The following is a 22363-nucleotide window of genomic DNA, read 5'->3' as shown; positions in this document are numbered from 1 at the left end:
GAGCCCCTCAAGCACGCCCGAACGCGCGGGCCCGGCGTCAGAAGTATCAGAGCACACCGCCTCAGCCCCACCAGCCGGCGGTGTCAGCAACTACTCGAAACCACCCGAGCGCCCGGCGGCGGCCGGCGCCATCACCGTCTCCTGGGCAGCGGTCGACGACGACCAGCGCTACCGCAGGCTGCTCTATCTGATCTTCAGCCGGGCCGAGGAATCGCTACGGCGGGGCGCCAAGAGCCATGACGACGCCTCATAGCAAACGAGCGCCAACCCCGACCAACGGGGAGAAGGCTAACGGAGTCGTCGAGTCGCCCGTCGCGCCGGGTGTGGCCATCTATGCCCGGGTGAGCAGCGACGACCAGGTCAAGAACACGAGCCTCGCCGATCAGCTCGATCGGTGCCGTCAGGAAGTCGCACGGCGCGGCTGGGTGCTGGTCGCCGAATTCGTTGAGGAGGGCGTGAGCGGTACCTTGCTGAACCGCCCTGCGCTTGACCGGTTACTCGCCAGGGCCCGAGAGGGCGGCGTAGACGTCGTCTTGGTGGCGAAGCTCGACCGCTTCTCGCGCGATGAGTTGACCCGCCTGCTGATCGAGCGGGAGTTCCGCGAGTGCGGGGTGCGCCGGCTAGCACTGGATGTCCCGTTCGAAACCGAGGACACCCCGGAAAGCGAGATGTTCTCAGGATTGTTGGGCAATTTCGCCCAGTACGAACGAAAACGGATCATTGAACGCATGGCCCGTGGCGCGCACCGCTCCGCAGCGGAGCGCGGCGGCTGGCCAACCTCCCGGACCCCGTTCGGCTACCGGCATGTCGAATCAGGGAAAGACTCGCGCCTGGTCATCGACGAAGACGAAGCTCGGATCGCCCGGTTGGCGACCGAGCTACTCGTCGATCACGGGCTGACCACAGGTGAAATCTGCCGCCAGCTCAACCATCTCGGCTACCGGACGCCCTATGGCAGCGACTGGGCGCACCAGAACTTGGCCAGAAAGCTCCGCTCGCGCGGGCTTCGCGGCGAGTTCGCCTGGGGTAAGGTCGAGTGCGGGGTAGCCACCGGCAGGTACGGGGAAGCGAAAGCCGTCCAAGCTGAGCCCATCCTCAGTGAGGAACAATGGCAGGCTGTCCAAGACGCCCTCGCCCGCAGGGCTTACGGCGTCAAGAAACCCAACCACCCTTACCCGCTCTCCGGTCGGCTCATCTGCGTCTGCGGTGAGCCCTTCGGTGGTGTCTGGCGGAACGACCGGGACCTGCGGCAATACCGGTGCCGGGCCGCCCGGTGGACTGCCACGACGGCGCCACGATGCAAGGCTCACCGGATCGAAGCGGGCTGGATCGAGCAGGTCGTCTGGTCCCGCCTCGTCGCACTCCTGAGCAGGCCGGAGGAGCTACTGGCGTGCGTCGGGGACTACCTCGGTCTTCGGGCCGGGCAGGTTCAGGTCGAGCGCGAGGAGATGGCGGAACTGGAAGCGCGCATCTACCGGCTGGAGCGAGCCCTCACCAGGGCGACCAAAGCCGGTCTCCTGGCCGACAACCCGGGAGCGCTTCAGCAAGCTGCAGCCGAACTCGAGCGAGACCTAGGAGAGGCTCGCCGGCTCAAGGCCGAGCGGGAGGCCTGGCAGACGGAAGCTGCCGCGGAGGCACAGCGCATGAACGACCTCTGCGCTTTGGCCGAGGCGGCCGCTCGCGAACTGCCCCGGATGACTCTGCCCGAGATGACCGACATGCTGGCCATGCTCGACGTCCGGGTAACCATCGTTGAAGAACCACCCGCACGTCCGCCCCGAGGCGGCTCCCTCGGAGACCGCAGACCCTGGCGCCCTGCTGTACACATCGAGGGCCGCATTCCCCAGACCCAGTTACTCGACCGCCTGCTAGCCGGCGACCACCCATCCAGGCCAGAAACCGACACCAGCGCAGTGGACCCCGTCGGTAACCCAGGCGTACATGACGCTGGGCATATTGGGGTGGTTTCGAGCGTGCGCGTCGGTAACCCACAGACCCATGACGCTCCTCCTGGCGCACCTCGCCGACGATGATCCGGGAGGGCCGCATCCGCAGCGCCTCCTTGACCAGCCGGCGCAACCGGACCTCACCGGTCCCTTCCAGGTTGGGCTGCCGGGTCTGCATCGCCACCACGTCGGGCAACGGGATCTGCAGCTCGAAAACCTCTTCGCAAGTGATGACGCGCTCCGCTCCCGGGATGGCCGCCGCCAACGCGTTCAAGAGCGTCGTCTTCCCGGTCTGCGTTCCACCGGACACCAGGATGTTGAGCCCGGCGACCACCGCCGCCTCGAGGAATCGGGCACCTTGCCCGGTCAGCGTGCCGAGGGCAACGAGCTCGTCGAGGGCGTGCGCGGTCAGCACGAACTTGCGGATGTTCAGCGACCAGTGCCGCCGGGTGATATCCGGGATCACCACGTGCAACCGGGACCCGTCGGGAAGCACGGCGTCGACGAAGGGCTGCGATACATCCACCCGTCGACCCGAGGTCTTCAGCATCTTCTCGACCAGGTCGCGGACCTGCGCGTCGGTGAGGATCGTGGTGGTCAGCTCGCTGCGGCCGGACCTGGCCACGAAGATCCGTCCCGGTTCGTTGACCCAGATCTCCTCCACGGTCGGATCGTCGAGGAACGCCTGGAGTGGCCCGAACCCGGCCACGGCGTCGTAAACCACCCGGGCGACCCCACCTGGGTCGGGGAGCACCGGCAAGTCGGCGCTGAGGCTCCGCTCGTCGTAGTCGGCCACGACCTCGTCCACCAAACGGCGGATGGTCGCCGAGTCGGTGGCCGGGTCGAGGCCACGGCGGCGCACCAGCTCGCGGACTTCGTCCTCGACGACAGTCACGCCGTTCACTGGCCCCCCCAGCGGGGGAGATATCCGACTCGCCCCGGTTCGCGGTGGTCGGTGACGCTAGACCACCGAGCGGCCCGGACTCAAGGGCGGCGGCTCACCGATTGTGGACGACCTGGTACGGCTGGGACGCCGGTACACGTATGCGCGTTTTCCGGACCCGATTCCGACTAGGAGACGGCGGCGGATCGGGCATCCGTCGCCGAGGTGACCCGGTTGCGACCGGCTCGTTTCGATGCGTACAGCCCTTCGTCCGCAGCCTGGATGAGCCCGCGGGCGTCGGTGGCGTCGATCGGGAAGGTCGCCACCCCACAGCTCGCGGTCACCGGCACCTCTGTCGGAGCCTCGTCCACGGCGGCACGCAGCCGCTCCGCGACGTGCATCGCCACCGCATTGGAGCAGCCGGGCAGGACGACCGCGAACTCCTCGCCGCCGTAGCGGGCCACCGTGTCGTACTCCCGACCGTATTCGCGGAGCACCGCCGCGACCTGGCTGAGCACCCCGTCCCCGACCACGTGCCCGTAGGTGTCGTTCAGGGCCTTGAAGTTGTCGAGGTCGAGCAGCACGATCGACAGGCGCGTGTCCATCCGCTCGGCGCGGGCGATGTCCCGGGCCAACGCCTCGTCGAAACTGCGCCGGTTGGCCAGGGCGGTCAGGCCGTCCGTCGCCGCCATCTCGGCCATGCGCTGAAGCAGGACCGCGTTGCGCAACGCCAGCGCCGCGTGCGACGTGAAGCGCTCGGTCGTGGCCACGACCCGGCGCTCGATCCGGGATCCCGGCCGCAGACCGGTTTGCGCTACGACGACCGCGACGGCGCGCCCCTCCGCAACCAATGGCACGACGAGCAGGTTGCGAGCGCCGCGCATGACAGCCGTGAGCCATGCGTCGGTCGTCGGGTCCAACGCCTGGACGAGTTGGGTGCTGCGGGTCACGCAGGCCTGGGCGAGCACGGAGTTCGGGGACGCGGAGAAGTCGCCGACCACCGCGTCGTCGAGGTCGAGGCAGGACAGCAGGTGGAACTGCCGCTCCGGGGCGTCGAACAGGGCGAGCCGCTCGAAACCAAATGTCGCGCCGAGGCTCTGGAGCAGGACGTTGCTCACCGCCACGACGTCGTCCGCGTCTTCCAGCGCCCGTCCCATCGCGGCCAGCGCCTCAAGATCGACCCGGCGGCGGCGCAGCTCCCGCTCGTTCACCGCGGACAGGGTGCAGATGACCAGGGTGAGCATCCAGAAGGCGATGATGAACCCGGCCATCCGGTGGTATTCCAAGACGAGCGCCGGGTGCCCACCCCGCAGCGGGGAGAGGAACCCGGCCTGCCGGCCGTAGTAGACGACGAACGCCAGCATCGAGTGCCACAGGGCGAGCTTGAGCGCGGTCCGGTAGGAGGCCAGCAGGGCGACCGCGGACAGATGCACCAGGACCAGGTAGCGGACCGGGCTGCTCGATCCCCCGGTCTCGTAGTTGGCCCAGGCCAGGAAGACGCCGTCGAGCATGAGCAGCAGGCCGAAGATCCACAGGCCCCGCCGGTTGAGCAGGCGCCACACGGCCTCGAAACTGAAAGCGGCGGCCAGGTAGACGAGCGCCCCCACGGCGATGGCCGGTAGCGAGTTGATCAGGCTCGACCGGAGCAGCAGGGCGAACAGGATGGTCGCACCGGCGAGCAAGGTTCGGAGCACGCGGAGGTAGCGCAGCCGCTCGTCCAACGGGACGAGGTCGGCGCGTACCGGCGCGCTGCTGGGCGTCATGCTGGTGCTCCCGGTGGGGGAGGCCTGAACTCCATGTCGTCATCGGCAGAAACGGCCGCCAACGCGAGCTTCGGATCCCGTCGATCGATGCGGTTCTGCACGAGCAGGAATACGAGCACCACCCCGATCAGGGCCAGCGGGAACGTGCCGTGGTCCTGGTTGCGGCCCACCGCGCTCACCACGCCCTGAACCACCTGGCGCACGCCAGGCGGCAGGGAGGCGAACCCCGGGCTGATCACCGGCGGGGGCTTCACCGCGACGACGCGGACCGCCGGGCCGGATCCGCCGCCGGACAAGATGGCGGGGCCGCCGCCGAAGGCTGCGATCCGGTGCGCGAAACCGGCCGCGGGTGGCCCTGGCGGGGTCGGAGCCGGCCCTTGGGCGCCGCTGCCATTACCTGAGCCCGTCGGCGTCCCGCCAGGCCGGCTCGGCTGGACGGTGGGTCCGCCGAAGCGGTCGAGCTGGTAGGCGGCGCTCAACGGGCGCGACGCGTTCCCCGCGCTGTCGACCGCCACCACGAGGAGCGTGTAGGTGCCGTCCGGCCGATTGCCAAGGTTGTAGGACACCGCGCCGCGGCAGGGCTGCCAACCGGAGATCACCCCGGCGCCGCCGAGCAGCTCGCAGCGCCCGGTGGAGTTCGGCGGCAGGGCGAACCCCCAGAACGGTGTCGTCGAGCCGCTCGGCGACGGGCTGGCGTAGAGCAGGACCGGGCTCGGCGGCGCCGTGGTGTCGAGCACGTAGCTGGTAGCCGAGCTGGCGCTCTCGACCCCAGTCGGGTAGCGCGCCACGACGGTGAGCACGTAGGTGCCGTCCGGACGCCCGACCAGGTCGTATGTCCCGCCGGCCGGGCACGGTCCCGGGCCCACTTTGTACCCACCGGGGCCGGTCAGGGTGCAGATCAGGGTGGACCCGGCGGGCTGCACGAGGATCCACGACGGATGCCGGTTCGACGTCGGCGAGACCGGCACCGTCACCGTCGGTGGGATCAACGCGTTCGGATCGAGGTCGTAGGTGGAGGTCGCGGGCGGGCTCACGTTCCCCGCGACATCCGTCAGCCAGACGGTCAGCGTGTAGACCCCCGGCATGGCGTGCGTGAGGTCACCGGTGAACGGGCTGGTGCACGGCAGCGGCCCAACCAGGATCGCACCGTTCGGGCCGGTGAGCTCGCAGGTCGCCGTGGTCGCACCGGCGGTATCCGGCACGTTCACCCAACTCCACTGCGGGTTGCGCAGCGGCGACGGGCTGGTCGGCCCGATCAGGTGCGGTGGAGCGGGCGGGACAGTGTCCAGGCTGTAGACGACAGTGGTCGACGGTCCGACGTTGCCGGCCGGTGAAATCGCGTACACGGTGAGCTCGAAGTCGCCATCCTGCTGCCCGGTGAGATCGAAGACCCCGTTGACCGGGCAGGGGGCCGGGCCGGACACCGGGAGGAAGAACCGGGTGAGAGTACAGACGAACGTTGCACCGGGGACGTCGTTAAAGATGAATTGGGGGGTGAGCACGTTGGACGGGCTCACGGGCGAGATCACGGTGGGCGCAGGCGGGGGGACCGTGTCCAGCGTGTAGGTGATGCTGCTCACCGTCTGGTTACCGGCGGGGTCCACGGCGGTCACGGTGAAGGTGTACGCACCGTCGGTGGTGAGCGTCGCCGGTGCCACCGAGAGGCAGCTGGCCGGGGCGAGTAGGTACCCGCCGGGCCCGGTGAGGGAACAGGTGAGCGTGAACTCGATCGAGTCGGTCACGGTCGCGGTGAACGTGGGCGTGCGGTCGTTGGCCAACTGCCGGGGCGCGACGCTCGTGGACACCACCGGCAGGACGGTATCGAGGGTGTAGATCACGGCACTGATCGTCTGATTGCCCGCTGCGTCGACCGCGGTCACGGTGAACGTGTAGGTCCCGTCGGTGGTGAGCGACGCCGGGGTGAACGAGCCGCAGTTGTTGGGGGTTTGGGCGTAGGCGCCCGGTCCGATCAGCGTGCAGGTCACCGACGTCAGGCCCACCGGGTCCGAACTGGTCGAGCTGAAAGTCGGCGTCCGATTGTTCGAAAGGGCGCCCGGCGCCACCGCGGTCGTGACGGTGGGGGGCACCGTGTCGAGGGTGTAGGTGACGCTGCTCGTCGCCGAGTTCCCGGCGGCGTCGACCGCGGTCACCGTGAACGTGTAGGTCCCGTCGGTGGTCAGCGACGCCGGGGTGAACGAACCGCAGCTCGCCGGGGTCTGGGCGTACCCGCCCGGGCCGGCCAGCGTGCAGGTGACCGAGTTGAGGCCGACTGGGTCGGTCGCACTCGAGCTGAACGTCGGGGACCGGGTGTTAGACAGCGCGCCGGGGGTCACCGCGGTTGTGACGGTGGGGGCGACCGTGTCCAGGGTGTAGGTGACGCTGGACGTCGCCGAGTTCCCGGCGGCGTCGACCGCGGTCACCGTGAACGTGTAGGTCCCGTCGGTGGTCAGGGACGCCGGGGTGAACGAGCCGCAGTTGGTGGGGGTTTGGGCGTAGGCCCCTGGGCCGGCCAGCGTGCAAGTCAAGGTGGATCCGACCGAGTCGACCACGGTCACCGTGAACGTCGGGGTGCGGTCGTTCGACAGCGCCGCCGGGGCCACCGAGGCGGTCACGGTGGGGGCGACCGTGTCGAGGGTGTAGGTGACGCTGGACGTGGTCTGGTTCCCGGCGGTGTCCACCGCGGTAACCGTGAACGTGTACGTCCCGTCGGTGGTCAGCGACGCCGGGGTGAACGATGCGCAGCTCGCCGGGGTTTGGGTGTAACCGCCGGGGCCGGTCACCGTGCAGGTCACCGAGGTGAGCCCCACCGGGTCCGAGCTCGTGGAGCTGAACGTCGGCGTCCGGTCGTTCGACAGCGCCGCCGGCGCCACCGCGGTCGTGACGGTGGGGGGCACCGTGTCGAGGGTGTAGGTGACGCTGGACGTCGCCGAGTTCCCCGCGGTGTCCACCGCCGTGACGGTGAACGTGTAGGTCCCGTCCGTGGTCAGCGACGCCGGGGTGAACGATGCGCAGCTCGCCGGGGTTTGGGTGTAACCGCCGGGGCCGGTCACCGTGCAGGTAACGGTGGATCCGACCGGGTCGGAGATCGTCGAGCTGAACGTCGGGGTGCGGTCGTTGGACAGCGCAGCCGGCGCCACCGCGGTCGTCACGGTCGGCGGCACCGTGTCGAGGGTGTAGCCCACGCTCGAGGTGGCCGAGTTCCCGGCGGTGTCCAAAGCCGTGACGGTGAACGTGTACGTCCCGTCCGTGGTCAGCGACGCCGGGGTGAACGAACCGCACGACCCCGGGGTAACGCTGTACCCGCCCGGCCCGGTCACCGTGCAGCTCACCGACGTCACCCCGACCGGGTCCGAGGTCGTCGAGCTGAACGTCGGCGTCCGGTCGTTCGACAGCGCCGCCGGCGCCACCGCGGTTGTGACCGTCGGCGGCACCGTGTCGAGGGTGTATGTGACGCTGGACGTCGTCGAGTTCCCGGCGGTGTCCACCGCGGTCACCGTGAACGTGTAGGTCCCGTCCGTGGTCAGCGACGCCGGGGTGAACGAGCCGCACGACCCCGGGGTCACGCTGTACCCGCCGGGGCCGGTCACCGTGCAGGTCACCGAGGTGAGCCCCACCGGGTCCGAGCTCGTGGAGCTGAACGTCGGGGTCCGGTCATTCGACAGCGCAGCCGGGGCCACCGCGGTCGTAAGCGTGGGGGCGACCGTGTCAAGGACGTAGGTCACGGTCGTCGTGCTCGAGTTCCCGGCGGTGTCCACCGCGGTCACCGTGAACGTGTAGGTCCCGTCCGTGGTGAGCGACGCCGGGGTGAACGAACCGCACGACCCGGGGGTCACGCTGTACCCGCCGGGGCCGGTCACCGTGCAGGTAACCGAGGTCAGCCCCACCGGGTCCGAGCTCGTCGAGCTGAACGTCGGCGTCCGGTCGTTCGACAGCGCCGCCGGCGCCACCGCGGTCGTCACCGTGGGGGCGACCGTGTCCAAGGTGTAACCCACGCTCGAGGTCGCCGAGTTCCCCGCGGTGTCCACGGCGGTCACCGTGAACGTGTACGTCCCGTCCGTGGTGAGCGACGCCGGGGTGAACGAGCCACAGCCCGCCGGGGTTTGCGTGTAGCCGCCCGGCCCGGTCAGCGTGCAAGTCACCGAAGCCAGCCCCACCGGGTCCGAGCTCGTGGAGCTGAACGTCGGCGTCCGGTCGTTCGACAGCGCCGCCGGGGCCACCGAGGTTGTGATGGTGGGGGCGACCGTGTCCAAGGTGTAGCCCACGCTCGAGGTGGCCGAGTTCCCCGCGGTGTCCACGGCGGTCACCGTGAACGTGTAGGTCCCGTCGGTGGTGAGCGACGCCGGGGTGAAGGAGCCACAGCCCGCCGGGGTTTGCGTGTAGCCGCCCGGCCCGGTCAGCGTGCAGGTAACCGAAGCCACCCCGACCGGGTCGGAGGTCGTCGAGCTGAACGTCGGGGTGGGGTCGTTCGACAGCGCCGCCGGCGCCACCGCGGTCGTCACCGTGGGGGGGACCGTGTCCAAGGTGTAACCCACACTCGAGGTCGCCGAGTTCCCGGCGGTGTCCAAAGCCGTCACGGTGAACGTGTACGTCCCGTCCGTGGTGAGGGACGCCGGGGTGAACGAACCGCACGACCACGGGGTCACGCTGTACCCGCCGGGGCCGGTCACCGTGCAGGTCACCGAAGTCAGCCCCACCGGGTCCGAGGTCGTCGAGCTGAACGTCGGCGTCCGATCGTTCGACAGCGCCGCCGGGGCCACCGCGGTCGTCACCGTGGGGGCGACCGTGTCGAGGGTGTAGGTGACGCTGCTCGTGGTCTGGTTACCGGCGGTATCCACCGCGGTCACCGTGAACGTGTACGTCCCGTCCGTGGTCAGCGACGCCGGGGTGAACGAACCGCACGACCCCGGGGTCACGCTGTAGCCCCCCGGGCCGGTCACCGTGCAGGTCACCGAAGTCAGCCCCACCGGGTCCGAGCTCGTCGAGCTGAACGTCGGGGTCCGATCATTCGACAGCGCCGCCGGCGCCACCGCGGTCGTCACCGTGGGGGCGACCGTGTCCAAGGTGTAACCCACGCTCGAGGCCGCCGAGTTCCCCGCGGTGTCCACGGCGGTCACCGTGAACGTGTAGGTCCCGTCCGTGGTCAGCGACGCCGGGGTGAACGAGCCGCACGACCCCGGGGTCACGCTGTAGCCCCCCGGGCCGGTCAGCGTGCAGGTCACTGAAGTCAGCCCCACCGGGTCCGAGGTCGTCGAGCTGAACGTCGGCGTCCGGTCATTCGACAGCGCCGCCGGCGCCACCGCGGTCGTCACCGTGGGGGCGACCGTGTCCAAGGTGTAACCCACACTCGAGGTCGCCGAGTTCCCGGCGGTGTCCAAAGCCGTGACGGTGAACGTGTACGTCCCATCCGTGGTCAGCGACGCCGGGGTGAACGAGGCGCACGACCCCGGGGTCACGCTGTAGCCCCCCGGCCCGGTCAGCGTGCAGGTAACCGAAGTCAGCCCCACCGGGTCCGAGGTCGTCGAGCTGAACGTCGGCGTCCGGTCGTTCGACAGCGCCGCCGGCGCCACCGACGTCGTCACCGTCGGCGGGACCGTGTCGAGGGTATAGGTCACCGAGCCGCTCTGCGTGCCGACGTTTCCGGCGGCGTCGGTCTGAGTCGCGGAGAGCACATATGGCCCGTCACCCGACGACAGCAGGACCGAGAAGGGCGATCCACAGCCACCAGTGAAAACCGTCGTCCCACCCGGCGCGGTCAGCACGCAATGGAAGGTGGCCCCGGCCTCCCCGGTGATGGTGAACGTCGGGGTCTTGTCGTTGGAAGGTCCCGTGGGTGCGACGGTGACGGTCGGCGCCCCGGGCACAACGGTATCGAGGGTATAGCTCGCGCTGCTGATGCTCGAGTTTCCGGCGGCATCGACCGCGGTCACCGTGAACGTGTACGTCCCGTCGGTGGTCAGCGACGCCGGGGTGAACGAGCCGCACGACCCGGGGGTCACGCTGTACCCGCCGGGACCGGATAGCGTGCAAGTCACTGAGGTCAGCCCCACCGGGTCCGAGGTCGTCGAGCTGAACGTCGGCGTCCGATCATTCGACAGCGCCGCCGGCGCCACCGACGTCGTCACGGTGGGGGCGACCGTGTCCAAGGTGTAGCCCACGCTCGAGGTCGCCGAGTTTCCGGCGGTGTCCACCGCGGTCACCGTGAACGTGTACGTCCCGTCCGTGGTCAGCGACGCCGGGGTGAACGAACCGCACGACCCCGGGGTCACGCTGTAGCCCCCCGGCCCGGTCACCGTGCAGGTAACCGAAGTCAGCCCCACCGGGTCCGAGGTCGTCGAGCTGAACGTCGGGGTCCGATCATTCGACAGCGCAGCCGGGGCCACCGCGGTCGTAACCGTGGGGGCGACCGTGTCCAGGGCGTAGCCCACGCTCGAGGTCGCCGAGTTCCCGGCGGCGTCGACCGCGGTCACCGTGAACGTGTAGGTCCCGTCCGTGGTGAGCGACGCCGGGGTGAACGAACCGCAGCCCGCCGGGGTCACGCTGTACCCGCCGGGGCCGGTCACCGTGCAGGTCACCGAAGTCAGCCCGACCGGGTCCGAGGTCGTCGAGCTGAACGTCGGCGTCCGGTCATTCGACAGCGCAGCCGGGGCCACCGCGGTCGTCACGGTCGGCGGCACCGTGTCCAAGGTGTAGCCCACGCTCGAGGTCGCCGAGTTCCCCGCGGTATCCACCGCGGTCACCGTGAACGTGTAGGTCCCGTCGGTGGTCAGCGACGCCGGGGTGAACGAACCGCAGCCCGCCGGGGTCACGCTGTACCCGCCCGGGCCGGTCACCGTGCAGGTAACCGAAGTCAGCCCCACCGGGTCCGAGGTCGTCGAGCTGAACGTCGGCGTCCGATCATTCGACAGCGCAGCCGGCGCCACCGCGGTCGTCACCGTCGGCGGCACCGTGTCGAGGGTGTATGTGACGCTGGACGTGGTCTGGTTCCCCGCGGTGTCCAAAGCCGTGACGGTGAACGTGTAGGTCCCATCCGTGGTCAGCGACGCCGGGGTGAACGAACCGCACGACCCCGGGGTCACGCTGTAGCCCCCCGGCCCGGTCACCGTGCAGGTAACCGAAGTCAGCCCCACCGGGTCCGAGGTCGTCGAGCTGAACGTCGGCGTCCGATCATTCGACAGCGCAGCCGGGGCCACCGCGGTCGTCACGGTCGGCGGCACCGTGTCCAAGGTGTAACCCACGCTCGAGGTCGCCGAGTTCCCCGCGGTGTCCACCGCGGTCACCCTGAACGTGTACGTCCCGTCCGTGGTGAGCGACGCCGGGGTGAACGAACCACAGCCCGCCGGGGTCACGCTGTACCCGCCCGGGCCGGTCACCGTGCAAGTCACCGAAGTCAGCCCGACCGGGTCCGAGGTCGTCGAGCTGAACGTCGGCGTCCGATCGTTCGACAGCGCCGCCGGCGCCACCGCGGTCGTCACCGTCGGCGGCACCGTGGCGAGGGTGTAGGTGACGCTGGACGTGGTCTGGTTCCCCGCGGTGTCCACCGCGGTCACCTTGAACGTGTAGGTCCCGTCCGTGGTCAGCGACGCCGGGGTGAACGAACCGCAGCCCGCCGGGGTCACGCTGTACCCGCCGGGGCCGGTCACCGTGCAGGTAACCGAAGTCAGCCCCACCGGGTCGGAGCTCGTCGAGCTGAACGTCGGCGTCCGATCGTTCGACAGCGCCGCCGGCGCCACCGCGGTCGTCACCGTGGGGGCGACCGTGTCGAGGACGTAACCCACGCTCGAGGTCGCCGAGTTCCCCGCGGTGTCCACCGCGGTCACCCTGAACGTGTACGTCCCATCCGTGGTCAGCGACGCCGGGGTGAACGAACCGCACGACCCGGGGGTCACGCTGTACCCGCCCGGCCCGGTCAGCGTGCAGGTCACCGAAGCCAGCCCGACCGGGTCCGAGCTCGTCGAGCTGAACGTCGGCGTCCGGTCGTTCGACAGCGCAGCCGGGGCCACCGAGGTCGTAACCGTGGGGGCGACCGTGTCGAGGACGTAGGTCACGGTCGTCGTGCTCGAGTTCCCGGCACCGTCGGTAGCTTTCGCCGACAGCGTGTAGGTCCCGTCCACGGCGAGTGGGCTCGGCGGTGTGACCGTGGCGCAGCTGGTCGGGGTCAGGCTGTAGCCAGACGGCCCGGTGAGGGTGCAGGTGAGCGAGGTGGTCGTGGAGCCGACAGTGACCGTGAAGGTCGGGCTGCGGTTGTTCGAGGGTGAGGCTGGGGACACGCTGGCCGTGAGGCTCGGCGGCTGGGTCTCGAGCTGGTAGGTGGCGGTGGCGGTCGAGGTGACGTTCGAGGCGTTGGTCGCGTTGACGGTGAGCGTGTACACACCGTCGGTCGTCAGGGGGCTCGGCGGGGTGACTGAGGCGCAGCTGGCGGGGGTGTAGACGTAGGCGTTCGGGCCGGTGAGCGAGCAAGTGACCGTAACGGCAGTCGAATCCCAGGTCACCGTGAAGGTGGGGCTGGGATTGGTCGAGGGCGAAGGTGGGGCGGTGATCGTGATCACGGGGCCGCCGGAGGCTTGCGCCGTGCCGGCGGCGAGCGCGATTCCGACCCCGGCGGCGCCCATGACGACAAGCGCGCGCAACACCTTCCGCGCGCGTTCAGCCGGACCCCTTAGTCCCACGCCTCCACCTCATGGGTCGCATCGGTCGGTATCGGCCGTGGGTTGAGGTCCGATGGCCGCTCGATAAATGGACCAGATGGCCGACAGATCGGGCGAAACCCGGGCACGACAAGGTACGTTGACGAGCGTCAAGAAAGATTGACAGGCGAACGAAGATCGATTAGCCTGGATCCGTGGTCACCTCGTCCTGGCCCTATCCGGCCTTCCCGGATCCGGAGTGGCTCGGCGGCGCGCGTTCCGGAGACCCGGCGTTGATTACCGTGATCAGATCACTGCGCTCGCTCCTGGCCGAGACCGGCAACCCGGTCGACGACCGGCCGGAGACCCTGCTCGCCGCGCTCGGCCGGTGCGCCGAGATCTCGGAGCGGATCGACTGGGCCATGCTCTCCCTGGTCGGTGAGGCCCGGGCACACGGGCAATCCTGGTCGAGAATCGGCGGGGCCATGGGGGTTACAAAACAGGCGGTGCAACATCGCTTCAGCCGGTACGTAGCGGAGGCCCTGGACCGGGCCCGCCTCCGGAGCTGAGCAGACGGCAGGTCAGCGCATGTGCGGGTATCGGTAGTCCGTGGCCGGCACGAACGTCTCTTTGATCACCCGCGGGGACACCCAGCGCAACAGGTTGACCGCCGACCCAGCCTTGTCATTCGTCCCGCTTGCGCGGGCACCACCGAACGGCTGCTGGCCGACCACGGCACCGGTCGGCTTGTCGTTGATGTAGAAGTTCCCGGCTGCGAACCGCAGGATCTGGCCGGCCGAGGCGATCGCTGTCCGGTCGGTGGCAAAGATCGATCCGGTAAGGGCGTAGGGGCCGACCGTGGCAGCGTGCTCGACGGTCGACACGAACTGCGCATCCTCATACACGTGAATGGCGAGCAGCGGCCCGAAGTATTCGGTCGTGAAAACCTCGTTCGTCGGGTCGGTGCCGAGTACAACGGTCGGCTGGACAAACCACCCCTCCGACTCATCGGTCCCACCGCCGGCGAGAACGCTGAGCGACGGATCGGCATTGACCCGCTGAAGCACACCCGAGAGTCGCCGGAACGCCCGCTCGTCGATCACCGCACCCATGAAGTTGGAGAAATCGGTCACATCCCCCATCCGCAGTGACCGGACTTCCTCGATCAGGTCGTCCCGAAGTCGCGCCCAAATCGACGCCGGTAGATACGCCCGGGAGGCGGCCGAGCACTTCTGCCCCTGGTATTCGAACGCCCCACGTACCAGCGCGGTCCGAAGCGCCGCCCGGTCGGCGGAGGGGTGCGCGATGACGAAATCCTTGCCGCCAGTCTCGCCAACGAGCCGGGGGTAGCCGGCGTAGCCGGCGATGTGCTCGCCGACCGTGCGCCACAGCTGCTGGAAGGTCGCCGTGGAACCGGTGAAGTGGATCCCCGCTAGGTACCGGTGCGGCAGCGCGACCTCGCTCACTGCGGCCCCGCCCCCGGTGACCAGGTTGATCACCCCAGGCGGCAGCCCCGCCGCCTCGAGCAGGCGCAAGGTGAAGTGCGCCGCGAGTTGCTGGGTCGGCGCCGGCTTCCAAACGACGACATTTCCCATCAATACCGGCGCGGTCGGCAGATTTCCCGCGATCGCGGTGAAGTTGAACGGTGTGATGGCGAGCACGAAGCCCTCGAGTGGCCGGTGGTCGGTGCGATTCCAGGTCCCGGTCGCTGAACCCGGCTGCTCGGCAAGCACCTGCCGGGCAAAGGCGACGTTGAACCGCCAGAAGTCGGCCAGTTCGCAGACCGCGTCGATCTCCGCCTGATGGACGGTCTTCGACTGACCGAGCATGGTCGCGGCGTTCAAGGTGTCCCGCCACGGGCCGGTCAGCAGGTCGGCGGCCTTGAGGAAGATCGCCGCCCGGTCCGCGAAGTCGAGATCCCGCCAGGCCGGCGCGGCGGTGAGTGCCGCGTCGATCGCTGCGGTGACGTCGCCGGGGCCGGCGTCGCGCAGCCAGCCGAGAACCGCCCGATACCGGTGCGGCTGCACCACGGCGATCGGTTCCCCGGTTCCGACCCTCGTTGCGCCGTCGACCGTCATGGGTAGCTCGACGGGGGCGGCCGCGAGCTCCTTGAGCCGGGACTCCAGCCCCGCACGCTCCGCCGATCCGGCCGCGTACCCGCGCACCGGCTCGTTGATCGGCGGCGGCACCAGGGTTACTGCGTCCACCGGTCCTCCTTCGCGCCAGCGGCCAGCAGATCGGGGATCTCCTGGGTGGCGTACCAGGCCAGCTCACAGGCGTCGACGTCGTCGAGGCATCGGGCCGCGTCGGCTGCGGTTGGGTCGAGCAGCGCCCGCGCGATGACTGGCTCGGCGGCCGGGTCATCGACGTGGACGGCTGCGACCCGGTTCCACCTGATCGGGCCGCCTACGTGCACTGCGGCGCGCCCAGCTGCGACGTCCGGCGTAACCGCGGTGTCGGCCTCAACATCGGCTACAACGACAACCCTCCTCCTCGGCGCTTGCGCATCCACGGCGAGGAGGCGCAGCGAAGCCCGGGCAGCCTCGATCATGGCGGCGTACTCCAGCTCCTCGAGGTCCCCGCTCCGATACCACTCCCGCAATGCGGGGGTAACCGCAGCCCCGTGTCCCTGCGGCACCTGTCCGGCAGCCAGCCATGCGGCGAGTGCCGGGAGCGTCGCGGGCAGGTAGACGCGCACCGGGGTCTGGGCCTCGCTCAGCCGGCGGCCGGCAGTTCGTGCGCGCGGCTGTCCAGGGCGACGGCAGAGGTCCGCAGCGAGGTCTCCAGGACCGAAAGGCGCCGGGACGGGTCCATGAGATTGACGCCGATGGTCTCGAGGTCCTCGCGGCCCGGGGCGAGCACGGTGACCGAGGTGCCCCCGCGGCGGACCTTGTGTGCCTCCCGGAGCATCCGCTTGGTCACCGCGCGCCGGAAACGCCGCTCGAGCCGCCCGACCAGAGACGGGGGATCGTCGAGCTCGAACGCAGCCATCGGCGCAAGGACCACGGCCTCATCGAGCCCCCAGCCAGCCAGCAGGTCGAGCGACGTAGGCGAGCAGGTGCCACCGTCGACGTAGCGGCGCCCACCGATCATGACGGGGGCATACCAGCCCGGGATCGCGCAGGAGGCCATCACCGCGAGGTCGAGTGCCGCCGGTGCGGCTCCGGGTCGGCCGAAGGCGACTCGGCGCCCCCGGTCGTAGTCCATCGTGACGATCCAGACAGCCGGGTGCGGCGCCCATTCCCCGGGCGGGGCGACCGCGTCGATGAGGGCACCCACCGGTTCGAGAGTGCCCCGACCGTGCGGGAGGACCGCGGAGAAGGCAGCCAGCGGCGGATAGCGGAGCGGCCGGACGGCGGCCCGGGCGAGGAGGGCGGTCGAGCCGATGCCGAATCGCGGCCGCGGGGGGAGCGCGCCACCGCTGGCCCGGTCCGAGTCGAAGGAAATGGTCGGGTCGTCCGGGCCGAGCTGACCACGTTGGTGGTTGACCAGGGTGGGCACGCCGATACCGCAGCCGATCAGAGCTGCGAGCACCGAGCCGGCCGACGTTCCGATGATGACCTCGGCCTGACGGACGTCCCACCCCAGTCGGTCCTCGACGACTGACAGGGCGCCAGTCATCCAGGCCGCGCCGAGCACGCCGCCGCCGCCGAGGACCAAGCCCCGGCGTGGCGTGGATGTCCGCCCGCGGCGGGGACTCATCGAACCGTCTCGACGAGCTCGGCGAGGGACTCCCCGGTGCAACTGGCCAGGACGTCGACGTCCGGCATGGCATCGCGGTCACAGTTCATCCCGTAGTACACCCCGCCGTTGTATGAGGTCAGCCCAATGCTGACGGCCTGCCCTCGAGCGAGCGGAACCACCGGATAGCACTCGAGCATCCGCGCACCCCCCGCGTAGAGCGGGAACTGCGGGCCCGGCACGTTGGTGACGACGACGTCGAACAGCCGACGGGTGAAGCCGGCGGCCAGCCGGGCCGCGGCCGAGTGGATCGTCGGCGGCGCGAAACCGGATAGCGCGACGATCGCGTCCGCGCCCACCGACCGGCCGGTCTCCCTGTGACCCTTCATCGCGTGGCTCACCTGGTGCAACCGGACCACCGGATTCGGTTCACCGACCGGCAGGTCGACGAAATAGGCGGACACCTGGTTGCCGAGGGAGCCATCGGCCCCCTGCGGCCGAACGCTCACCGGAACCATGGCCCGGACCGACGTCTTCGGCGTCACCGGCTCGCCACGGGTGAGCAGCCAGGTCCTGAGCGCCCCGGCCACGGTGGCGAGTACAACGTCGTTCACTGTTCCGCCGTGGGATTTACGGACGCGTTTGTAGTCGTCCAGCTCGGTGACGGCCATCCCGAATCGGCGCTGCTCGCCGATGTCAGCGTTGAGCGGAGAGTCGGGGGCGACCCGGGCTGCCGTCCGAGCCGCCGCAATCAGTCCGCCCGCCGTATTCAGCACCTTTGCGGCGATGGCCCGCACGTCGGTGACCTCAGCGCGCACGGTGTCCAGCACCGCGGTCGGGCGCCGGACCAGGTCGAGAATCGCATCGGCGACCAGGTCTAGCGACGTCGGCTCCGGCGCCGGCGCCCAGGTGTCCGGCGAAACCGCACGCGGCTCCGGCTCGGTGTCGAGGATCACGGTGCCGATATCGAGCGCGCTCACCCCGTCGACCATTGCGTGGTGCGTCTTGGTGATGATGGCGAACCGCCCATCGGCAAGGCCCTCGACGAGGTACATCTCCCACAGCGGCCGGGTGCGATCGAGTTGGCGGGACTGCACGCGACCGATCAGCTCGCGGAGCTGGTCGAGGCTGCCCGGTCGGGGCAGCGCGCTGCGACGGACGTGATGGCTGATGTCGAATTCGGGGTCGTCGACCCACACCGGGTTGGCCAAGTGTCCCGGGATGCCGCGCAGCTTCTGACGGAAACGTGGGACCAGCCTGATCCGCGCGCTGATCAGATCGACCAACCGGTCGTAGTCGAAGCCTGCGCCCGGCATCGCGAAGATCGCCACACTCCCGACGTGCATCGCGGTAGTCGGCGTTTCGAGGTATAGGAACGACATGTCAAGGGGGCTCAGTCGATCAACCATGGCCCACCTTTCAGCCTCCGTCGCCTATAGGGCCCATCGTGTCACGCTCCGCGTCCGCCGCAGCGTCCGGCGCGGGGCCGAAGCGGATGCCGAATAGTTCTTCGAGTTCCGCCGAGGTCTCGGCCGCATCGTGATGCTGAATACCCACCATTCCGACAGTCACCGCACCCCGCACGTTGGGTGCGAGGTCGTCGACGAAGACACACTGCGTCGTCTGGACCCCGAGCCGGTCGGCGGTAAGTCGGTAGATGTCCGGTTCCGGCTTGCGCATGCCGACCTCACCGGAGATCACCGTGACATCGAAAAGTTCGGGCCAACCATCCCTGGGGTAGTCCAAGCCCCAGGAGTTGGACAGCAACGCTGTGCGGATCCCGGCCCGGTGGCAGCGGCGGACCACGTCGAGCATCCGTGGATCGAGCTGGAACGCCGCGAACATGCGCGTGAGCAGACCATCGGCCCGCACCGGTCTGCCCCCTCGAGCCGTCAGCCGGGTCGCAAGCTGGCGCTCGAAGTCTGGGATGGCGAGCTCGCCGCGCTCGAGGGCATGCACCGGGTTGAGCTCAGCATCTGCGCCGTAGCCAGGACCGAGCCACTCCCGCATGGCCCGCTCGAACTCCCCCGCGTCTATCCCGTCGCTGGTACACCATGCCGCCATCGTCTCGGCCAGGCCGTTGGTGAGGACTCCGCCGTAGTCGACGATCAGGGCAACGAGGTCGGGCTCGGCGGTCACCCCGGGATGCTAGCGGCGGGCTGGTCGGCGGGATGCAAGACTGCGGACTTCGGCGACCCAAGGAGACCACCATGGATTTCGCGCTGTCCGCCGTAGCGGAGGACCACCTCAAACGGCTACAGGACTTCATGGAATCCCACGTCTATCCGGCAGAGCCGGTCTACGCGGCGTGGCGGGGCACCCGCGCCCACGGCGACCACGAGTTGCCGCCGATCGTCGAGGAGCTCAAACTCGAGGCTCGCTCACGTGGGCTCTGGAACCTTTTCCTGCCCGATCTGTCGGGATTGTCCAACCTCGACTACGCCATCCTCGCGGAGCTCACCGGCCGTTCCCCGCACATCGCGCCCGAAGCACTGAACTGCGCCGCACCGGACACCGGCAACATGGAAGTGCTCCATATGTTCGGCACAGCCGAGCAGAAGGAGCGGTGGCTGCGTCCGCTGCTCGACGGCGAGATCCGTTCCGCCTTCGCCATGACCGAGCCGGACGTCGCCTCGAGCGACGCGACGAACATCGCCACATCCATCGTGCGCGACGGCGACGATTACGTGATCAACGGGCGGAAGTGGTGGATCTCCGGTGTAGCCGACCCGCGCTGCCGAATCATGATCGTAATGGGGAAGACGGACCCGGGGGCGTCACCGCACCGCCAACAGTCCATGGTCCTGGTTCCGACCGATACGCCCGGCGTGGAGGTGGTCCGGGCGCTCCCCGTCTACGGCTACCAGGACCAGGCCGGCCATTGCGAAGTGGTCTTCCGAGACGTGCGGGTCCCAGCGTCCAACCTGGTCGGCGAAGAGGGCGGCGGTTTCGGCATCGCTCAGGCCCGGCTGGGCCCCGGGCGGATCCACCACTGCATGCGCGCGCTCGGGATGGCCGAGCGGGGCCTCGAACTGGCCTGCCGGCGGGCGATCGACCGGGTTGCCTTCGGCCGACCGATCGCCGAGCAGGGTGTGGTCCAGGCCCAGATCGCCGAGTCGCGGATGGAGATCGAGCAGGCCCGGCTGCTGGTCCTCAAGACCGCGTGGCTCATCGACCGCGAGGGCTCACGGGGCGCGCGCACCGAGATCGCCGCGATCAAGGTCATCGCGCCGCGGGTTACCCTTGCCGTGCTCGACCGAGCCATCCAGATTCACGGCGGCGGTGGGGTGAGCGACGACTTTCCCCTGGCCTCGATGTGGGCTCATGCCCGGACGCTGCGGATCGCCGACGGTCCCGACGAAGTGCACGTGCGCACCGTTGCCCGCCGCGAGATCGGCCGCTACGTCGAACGCTGAGCAAGCGCCCGCGGCCAGCGGGGCAGCCGGGGCCGCCGGCTGCTCACCTGACGCCCGGTCAACTCGCCGGCAAGCTCACGCAGCGCGAGCCGAGCTGGGGATGCGGATGCGCACTCCGCGAGCAACCGGCCCTCCGCAAGCGCCCGATCGCAAGCGGCCCGGTCCGCCGGAACGAAACGGGGTTCGCCAACCTTCGCGTACCGGGTCAGTGCCGACCTGATCTGCCCGCGCGGATCGCCGCCGCCAACCGCGGCGGCCCGGACCTGGTTTACGACCGTGAGTACCGGCCGAGCCAGCTCGAGGTCCCGAAGATCGGCGAGGCCGCGCACGAGACGCTGCAAGCCGATCGGATCAGCCGCGCCGACCGCGACGACGGTGTCCGCCCGGCTGAGCACGGTGAGGGTGGCCCCGTTGCGACGCGGCGCGGCGGTGTCGAAGGCAAGCTCCTCGTCGTCTTCCAGGCAGAAACCGCAGTCGACCACCGTCAGTGCGGCCAGGCGGCGACATAGCTCAAGTACGCGTTCGAGACCGGTTGGCCGCAGCTCCGGCCAACGCTGCGCCCTGGCGATGCCGGTAAGCACACACAACCGTGAACCAACGGTCACGGCGAGTCCAGACAACCCCGGCAGGTCGAGGCCGGCGCTGTTCGCCTGCCGGATCGCCGCCGCAAGTCCGGGCGCCTCGTCGAGAAGGCCGAGCACCGGCGCCACGGTGCCCCCGTAGCAGTCGGCGTCGACGAGCACCGTGGAGACGCCGAGCCCGGCGGCTTCCGCGGCCAGGTTCACCGCCACGGTGGTCCGGCCCGGCGCGCCAGTAGGTCCCCAGACCGCGACCAGCCGACCGAGCGCGGGCTCGGGCATTCCGGGCTCGGCCGGCCGCGGATCGGCCGTCATCGCCCGCGGATCGCTCCAGCCGTGGCTGCTGGACAAAGCCGGCGGCGCGGCTACCGCCCGGCGAATCGTCGCCGCCAACTCCGATTTGGGGCCGGCCGCGGGAACCACCGCGACCACACCCAGATCAAGCAGCCGACGCTCGCCGGCAAGGTCTCCGGAGCGCACGACGCCCACGGCGGCCACACCGGAGCGGGCCAGGCGGCTCACAACATCGGCGTCTAGCCGGCGAAGATCACCGGATATCAGCGCTACCTGGGCCACCCCGGCCGCGGCCGTGGCCAGCAGGTCTGCGAGGTCCACGCAACGTCGAATCACCCGGAACCCTGACTGGGTTGCATCGAGGGTCGCGACCAGTTCGGTCTCCCAACCGGTGTCCGTCACAGCCGTGAGCACGTTGATCGGTGCGGTCACGAGCTTGCGCCAGGTAGCCGACCGATGAGGGTCGCCGGAACATCCACGAGATCGATGTCACCGATCTCGAGCGCGCGGATGAGTTGCGGCACCGCTGCCGTCGGAACCGCGAGCAGGATTGTGACCGTGCTCGTGACCGTATTGAACCCGCGAGCGCCCCCTTCGCGACCGGTGACCGTCACCCCCGGCAGCACCAGCCGGGTCGGGCCGGCGGCACTGACGGCCCCGTTATCCCGCGGGGTGACGTAGACGTCCACGACGGCCCCGGGCGCTAGCCCTTCGTCATAGTGGCCGCTGGTGACCGGCACGGCCACCACCCGGGTGTCCGGAACAGTTCCGTCGGGAGCCACGGCACCGACCGGCACCAGTTCGTGCGCGCCCACCGGCCGGAGCACCACGTACCCACCGGGGAAGGCATGGTCGGCGCTGACGTAGGAACCGGCGGCGCCAAAGAGCCGGACGCGCACCGGCGTGAGATCCGTGGCCCCCAGCAGTTCTCCCGGGGAGAGATCGTGAGCAGCAGCCCAAACCAGGGTCGAGTTGTCGGCCGCGCCGACGGTCCGCGCCCCCACCACAACGGCGACGAGAACCAGGCAGACCCCCAGAACCAGCCGCGGATCGAACCAGGCCGGCCGCGACAGCCGGTGAGCTGGTGTAGTCGGCAGGTCGGTCACAGGCCCCCCTCACTCGCAGCGGACATCGTGCCGCACTTCGTCGAGTTCCGGCAGGGACGTTGTGGACGAAAT

The 22363-nt window shown here is 69.7% G+C and carries 13 protein-coding genes; 4 read left to right on the top strand and 9 right to left on the bottom strand.

The window, feature by feature from the left end; genetic code table 11:
- The first annotated feature begins 236 nt into the window (after window positions 1-236).
- Both VNG13_12555 and VNG13_12550 read left to right on the top strand, forming a co-directional pair.
- Window positions 237-2033: a recombinase family protein gene (locus VNG13_12555; protein ID HVA61347.1), complete on the top strand. Its 1797-nt coding sequence runs from the start codon at window positions 237-239 to the stop codon at window positions 2031-2033.
- Window positions 1999-3021: a hypothetical protein gene (locus tag VNG13_12550; protein HVA61346.1), complete on the top strand. Its 1023-nt coding sequence runs from the start codon at window positions 1999-2001 to the stop codon at window positions 3019-3021. Before VNG13_12555 ends, VNG13_12550 begins: the two co-directional genes overlap by 35 nt.
- Here the strand turns inward: VNG13_12550 and VNG13_12545 are convergent.
- Complete coding sequence (locus VNG13_12545; GenBank protein HVA61345.1) at window positions 3018-4592, bottom strand: GGDEF domain-containing protein; 1575 nt, start codon at window positions 4590-4592, stop codon at window positions 3018-3020. The genes VNG13_12550 and VNG13_12545 overlap by 4 nt on opposite strands.
- The gene (locus tag VNG13_12540) at window positions 4589-13258 is read right to left on the bottom strand and encodes an Ig-like domain-containing protein (protein HVA61344.1); all 8670 of its coding nucleotides are present in this window, start codon (window positions 13256-13258) and stop codon (window positions 4589-4591) included. Before VNG13_12540 ends, VNG13_12545 begins: the two co-directional genes overlap by 4 nt.
- A gap of 173 nt (window positions 13259-13431) precedes the next feature.
- On the opposite strand from VNG13_12540, the gene VNG13_12535 reads away from it, so the two are divergent.
- Window positions 13432-13785 (top strand): hypothetical protein, encoded by a 354-nt coding sequence (locus VNG13_12535; GenBank protein HVA61343.1) that lies wholly within the window; start codon window positions 13432-13434, stop codon window positions 13783-13785.
- Window positions 13786-13797: 12 nt separating this feature from the next.
- Here the strand turns inward: VNG13_12535 and pruA are convergent, their stop codons facing one another.
- The 5 genes from pruA to VNG13_12510 are packed head-to-tail and all read right to left on the bottom strand — an operon-like array spanning window position 13798 to window position 19036.
- Window positions 13798-15423, bottom strand: coding sequence for an L-glutamate gamma-semialdehyde dehydrogenase (gene pruA / locus VNG13_12530; GenBank protein HVA61342.1), 1626 nt, complete (start codon window positions 15421-15423; stop codon window positions 13798-13800).
- Window positions 15411-15914, bottom strand: coding sequence for a hypothetical protein (locus VNG13_12525; protein ID HVA61341.1), 504 nt, complete (start codon window positions 15912-15914; stop codon window positions 15411-15413). The genes pruA and VNG13_12525 overlap by 13 nt, the downstream gene beginning before the upstream one ends.
- 17 nt (window positions 15915-15931) lie before the next feature.
- Window positions 15932-16918: a patatin-like phospholipase family protein gene (locus VNG13_12520; GenBank protein ID HVA61340.1), complete on the bottom strand. Its 987-nt coding sequence runs from the start codon at window positions 16916-16918 to the stop codon at window positions 15932-15934.
- On the bottom strand, window positions 16915-18306 hold the full coding sequence (locus VNG13_12515; GenBank protein HVA61339.1) for a wax ester/triacylglycerol synthase family O-acyltransferase: 1392 nt from the start codon (window positions 18304-18306) through the stop codon (window positions 16915-16917). Before VNG13_12515 ends, VNG13_12520 begins: the two co-directional genes overlap by 4 nt.
- 10 nt (window positions 18307-18316) lie before the next feature.
- Entirely contained in the window at window positions 18317-19036 is a 720-nt protein-coding gene (locus VNG13_12510) for an HAD family phosphatase (GenBank protein HVA61338.1), read from the bottom strand.
- Between the two features lie 71 nt (window positions 19037-19107).
- On the opposite strand from VNG13_12510, the gene VNG13_12505 reads away from it, so the two are divergent.
- Window positions 19108-20313, top strand: coding sequence for an acyl-CoA dehydrogenase family protein (locus tag VNG13_12505; protein HVA61337.1), 1206 nt, complete (start codon window positions 19108-19110; stop codon window positions 20311-20313).
- Here the strand turns inward: VNG13_12505 and VNG13_12500 are convergent.
- Entirely contained in the window at window positions 20298-21617 is a 1320-nt protein-coding gene (locus tag VNG13_12500; GenBank protein HVA61336.1) for a hypothetical protein, read from the bottom strand. The two genes, VNG13_12505 and VNG13_12500, sit on opposite strands and share 16 nt — an antisense overlap.
- A complete protein-coding gene (locus tag VNG13_12495; GenBank protein HVA61335.1) occupies window positions 21614-22291 on the bottom strand; it encodes an SAF domain-containing protein in 678 nt (225 codons plus the stop codon). Before VNG13_12495 ends, VNG13_12500 begins: the two co-directional genes overlap by 4 nt.
- Window positions 22292-22363 lie beyond the last annotated feature (72 nt).

This window comes from Mycobacteriales bacterium, assembly GCA_035533475.1.
Classification (GTDB): Bacteria; Actinomycetota; Actinomycetes; order DATLTS01; family DATLTS01; genus DATLTS01.
Note: the sequence above shows the minus strand (reverse complement) of the source record. Positions and strands in the feature narration are given on the sequence as shown.

Excerpts from the sequence above, each read along its gene's own strand:
- VNG13_12550 (HVA61346.1), top strand. The coding sequence starts at position 1,999 with ATGACGCTCCTCCTGGCGCACCTCGCCGACGATGATCCGGGAGGGCCG.
- VNG13_12505 (HVA61337.1), top strand. The coding sequence starts at position 19,108 with ATGGATTTCGCGCTGTCCGCCGTAGCGGAGGACCACCTCAAACGGCTA.
- VNG13_12555 (HVA61347.1), top strand. The coding sequence starts at position 237 with ATGACGACGCCTCATAGCAAACGAGCGCCAACCCCGACCAACGGGGAG.
- VNG13_12545 (HVA61345.1), bottom strand. The coding sequence starts at position 4,592 with ATGACGCCCAGCAGCGCGCCGGTACGCGCCGACCTCGTCCCGTTGGAC.
- VNG13_12515 (HVA61339.1), bottom strand. The coding sequence starts at position 18,306 with ATGGTTGATCGACTGAGCCCCCTTGACATGTCGTTCCTATACCTCGAA.
- VNG13_12520 (HVA61340.1), bottom strand. The coding sequence starts at position 16,918 with ATGAGTCCCCGCCGCGGGCGGACATCCACGCCACGCCGGGGCTTGGTC.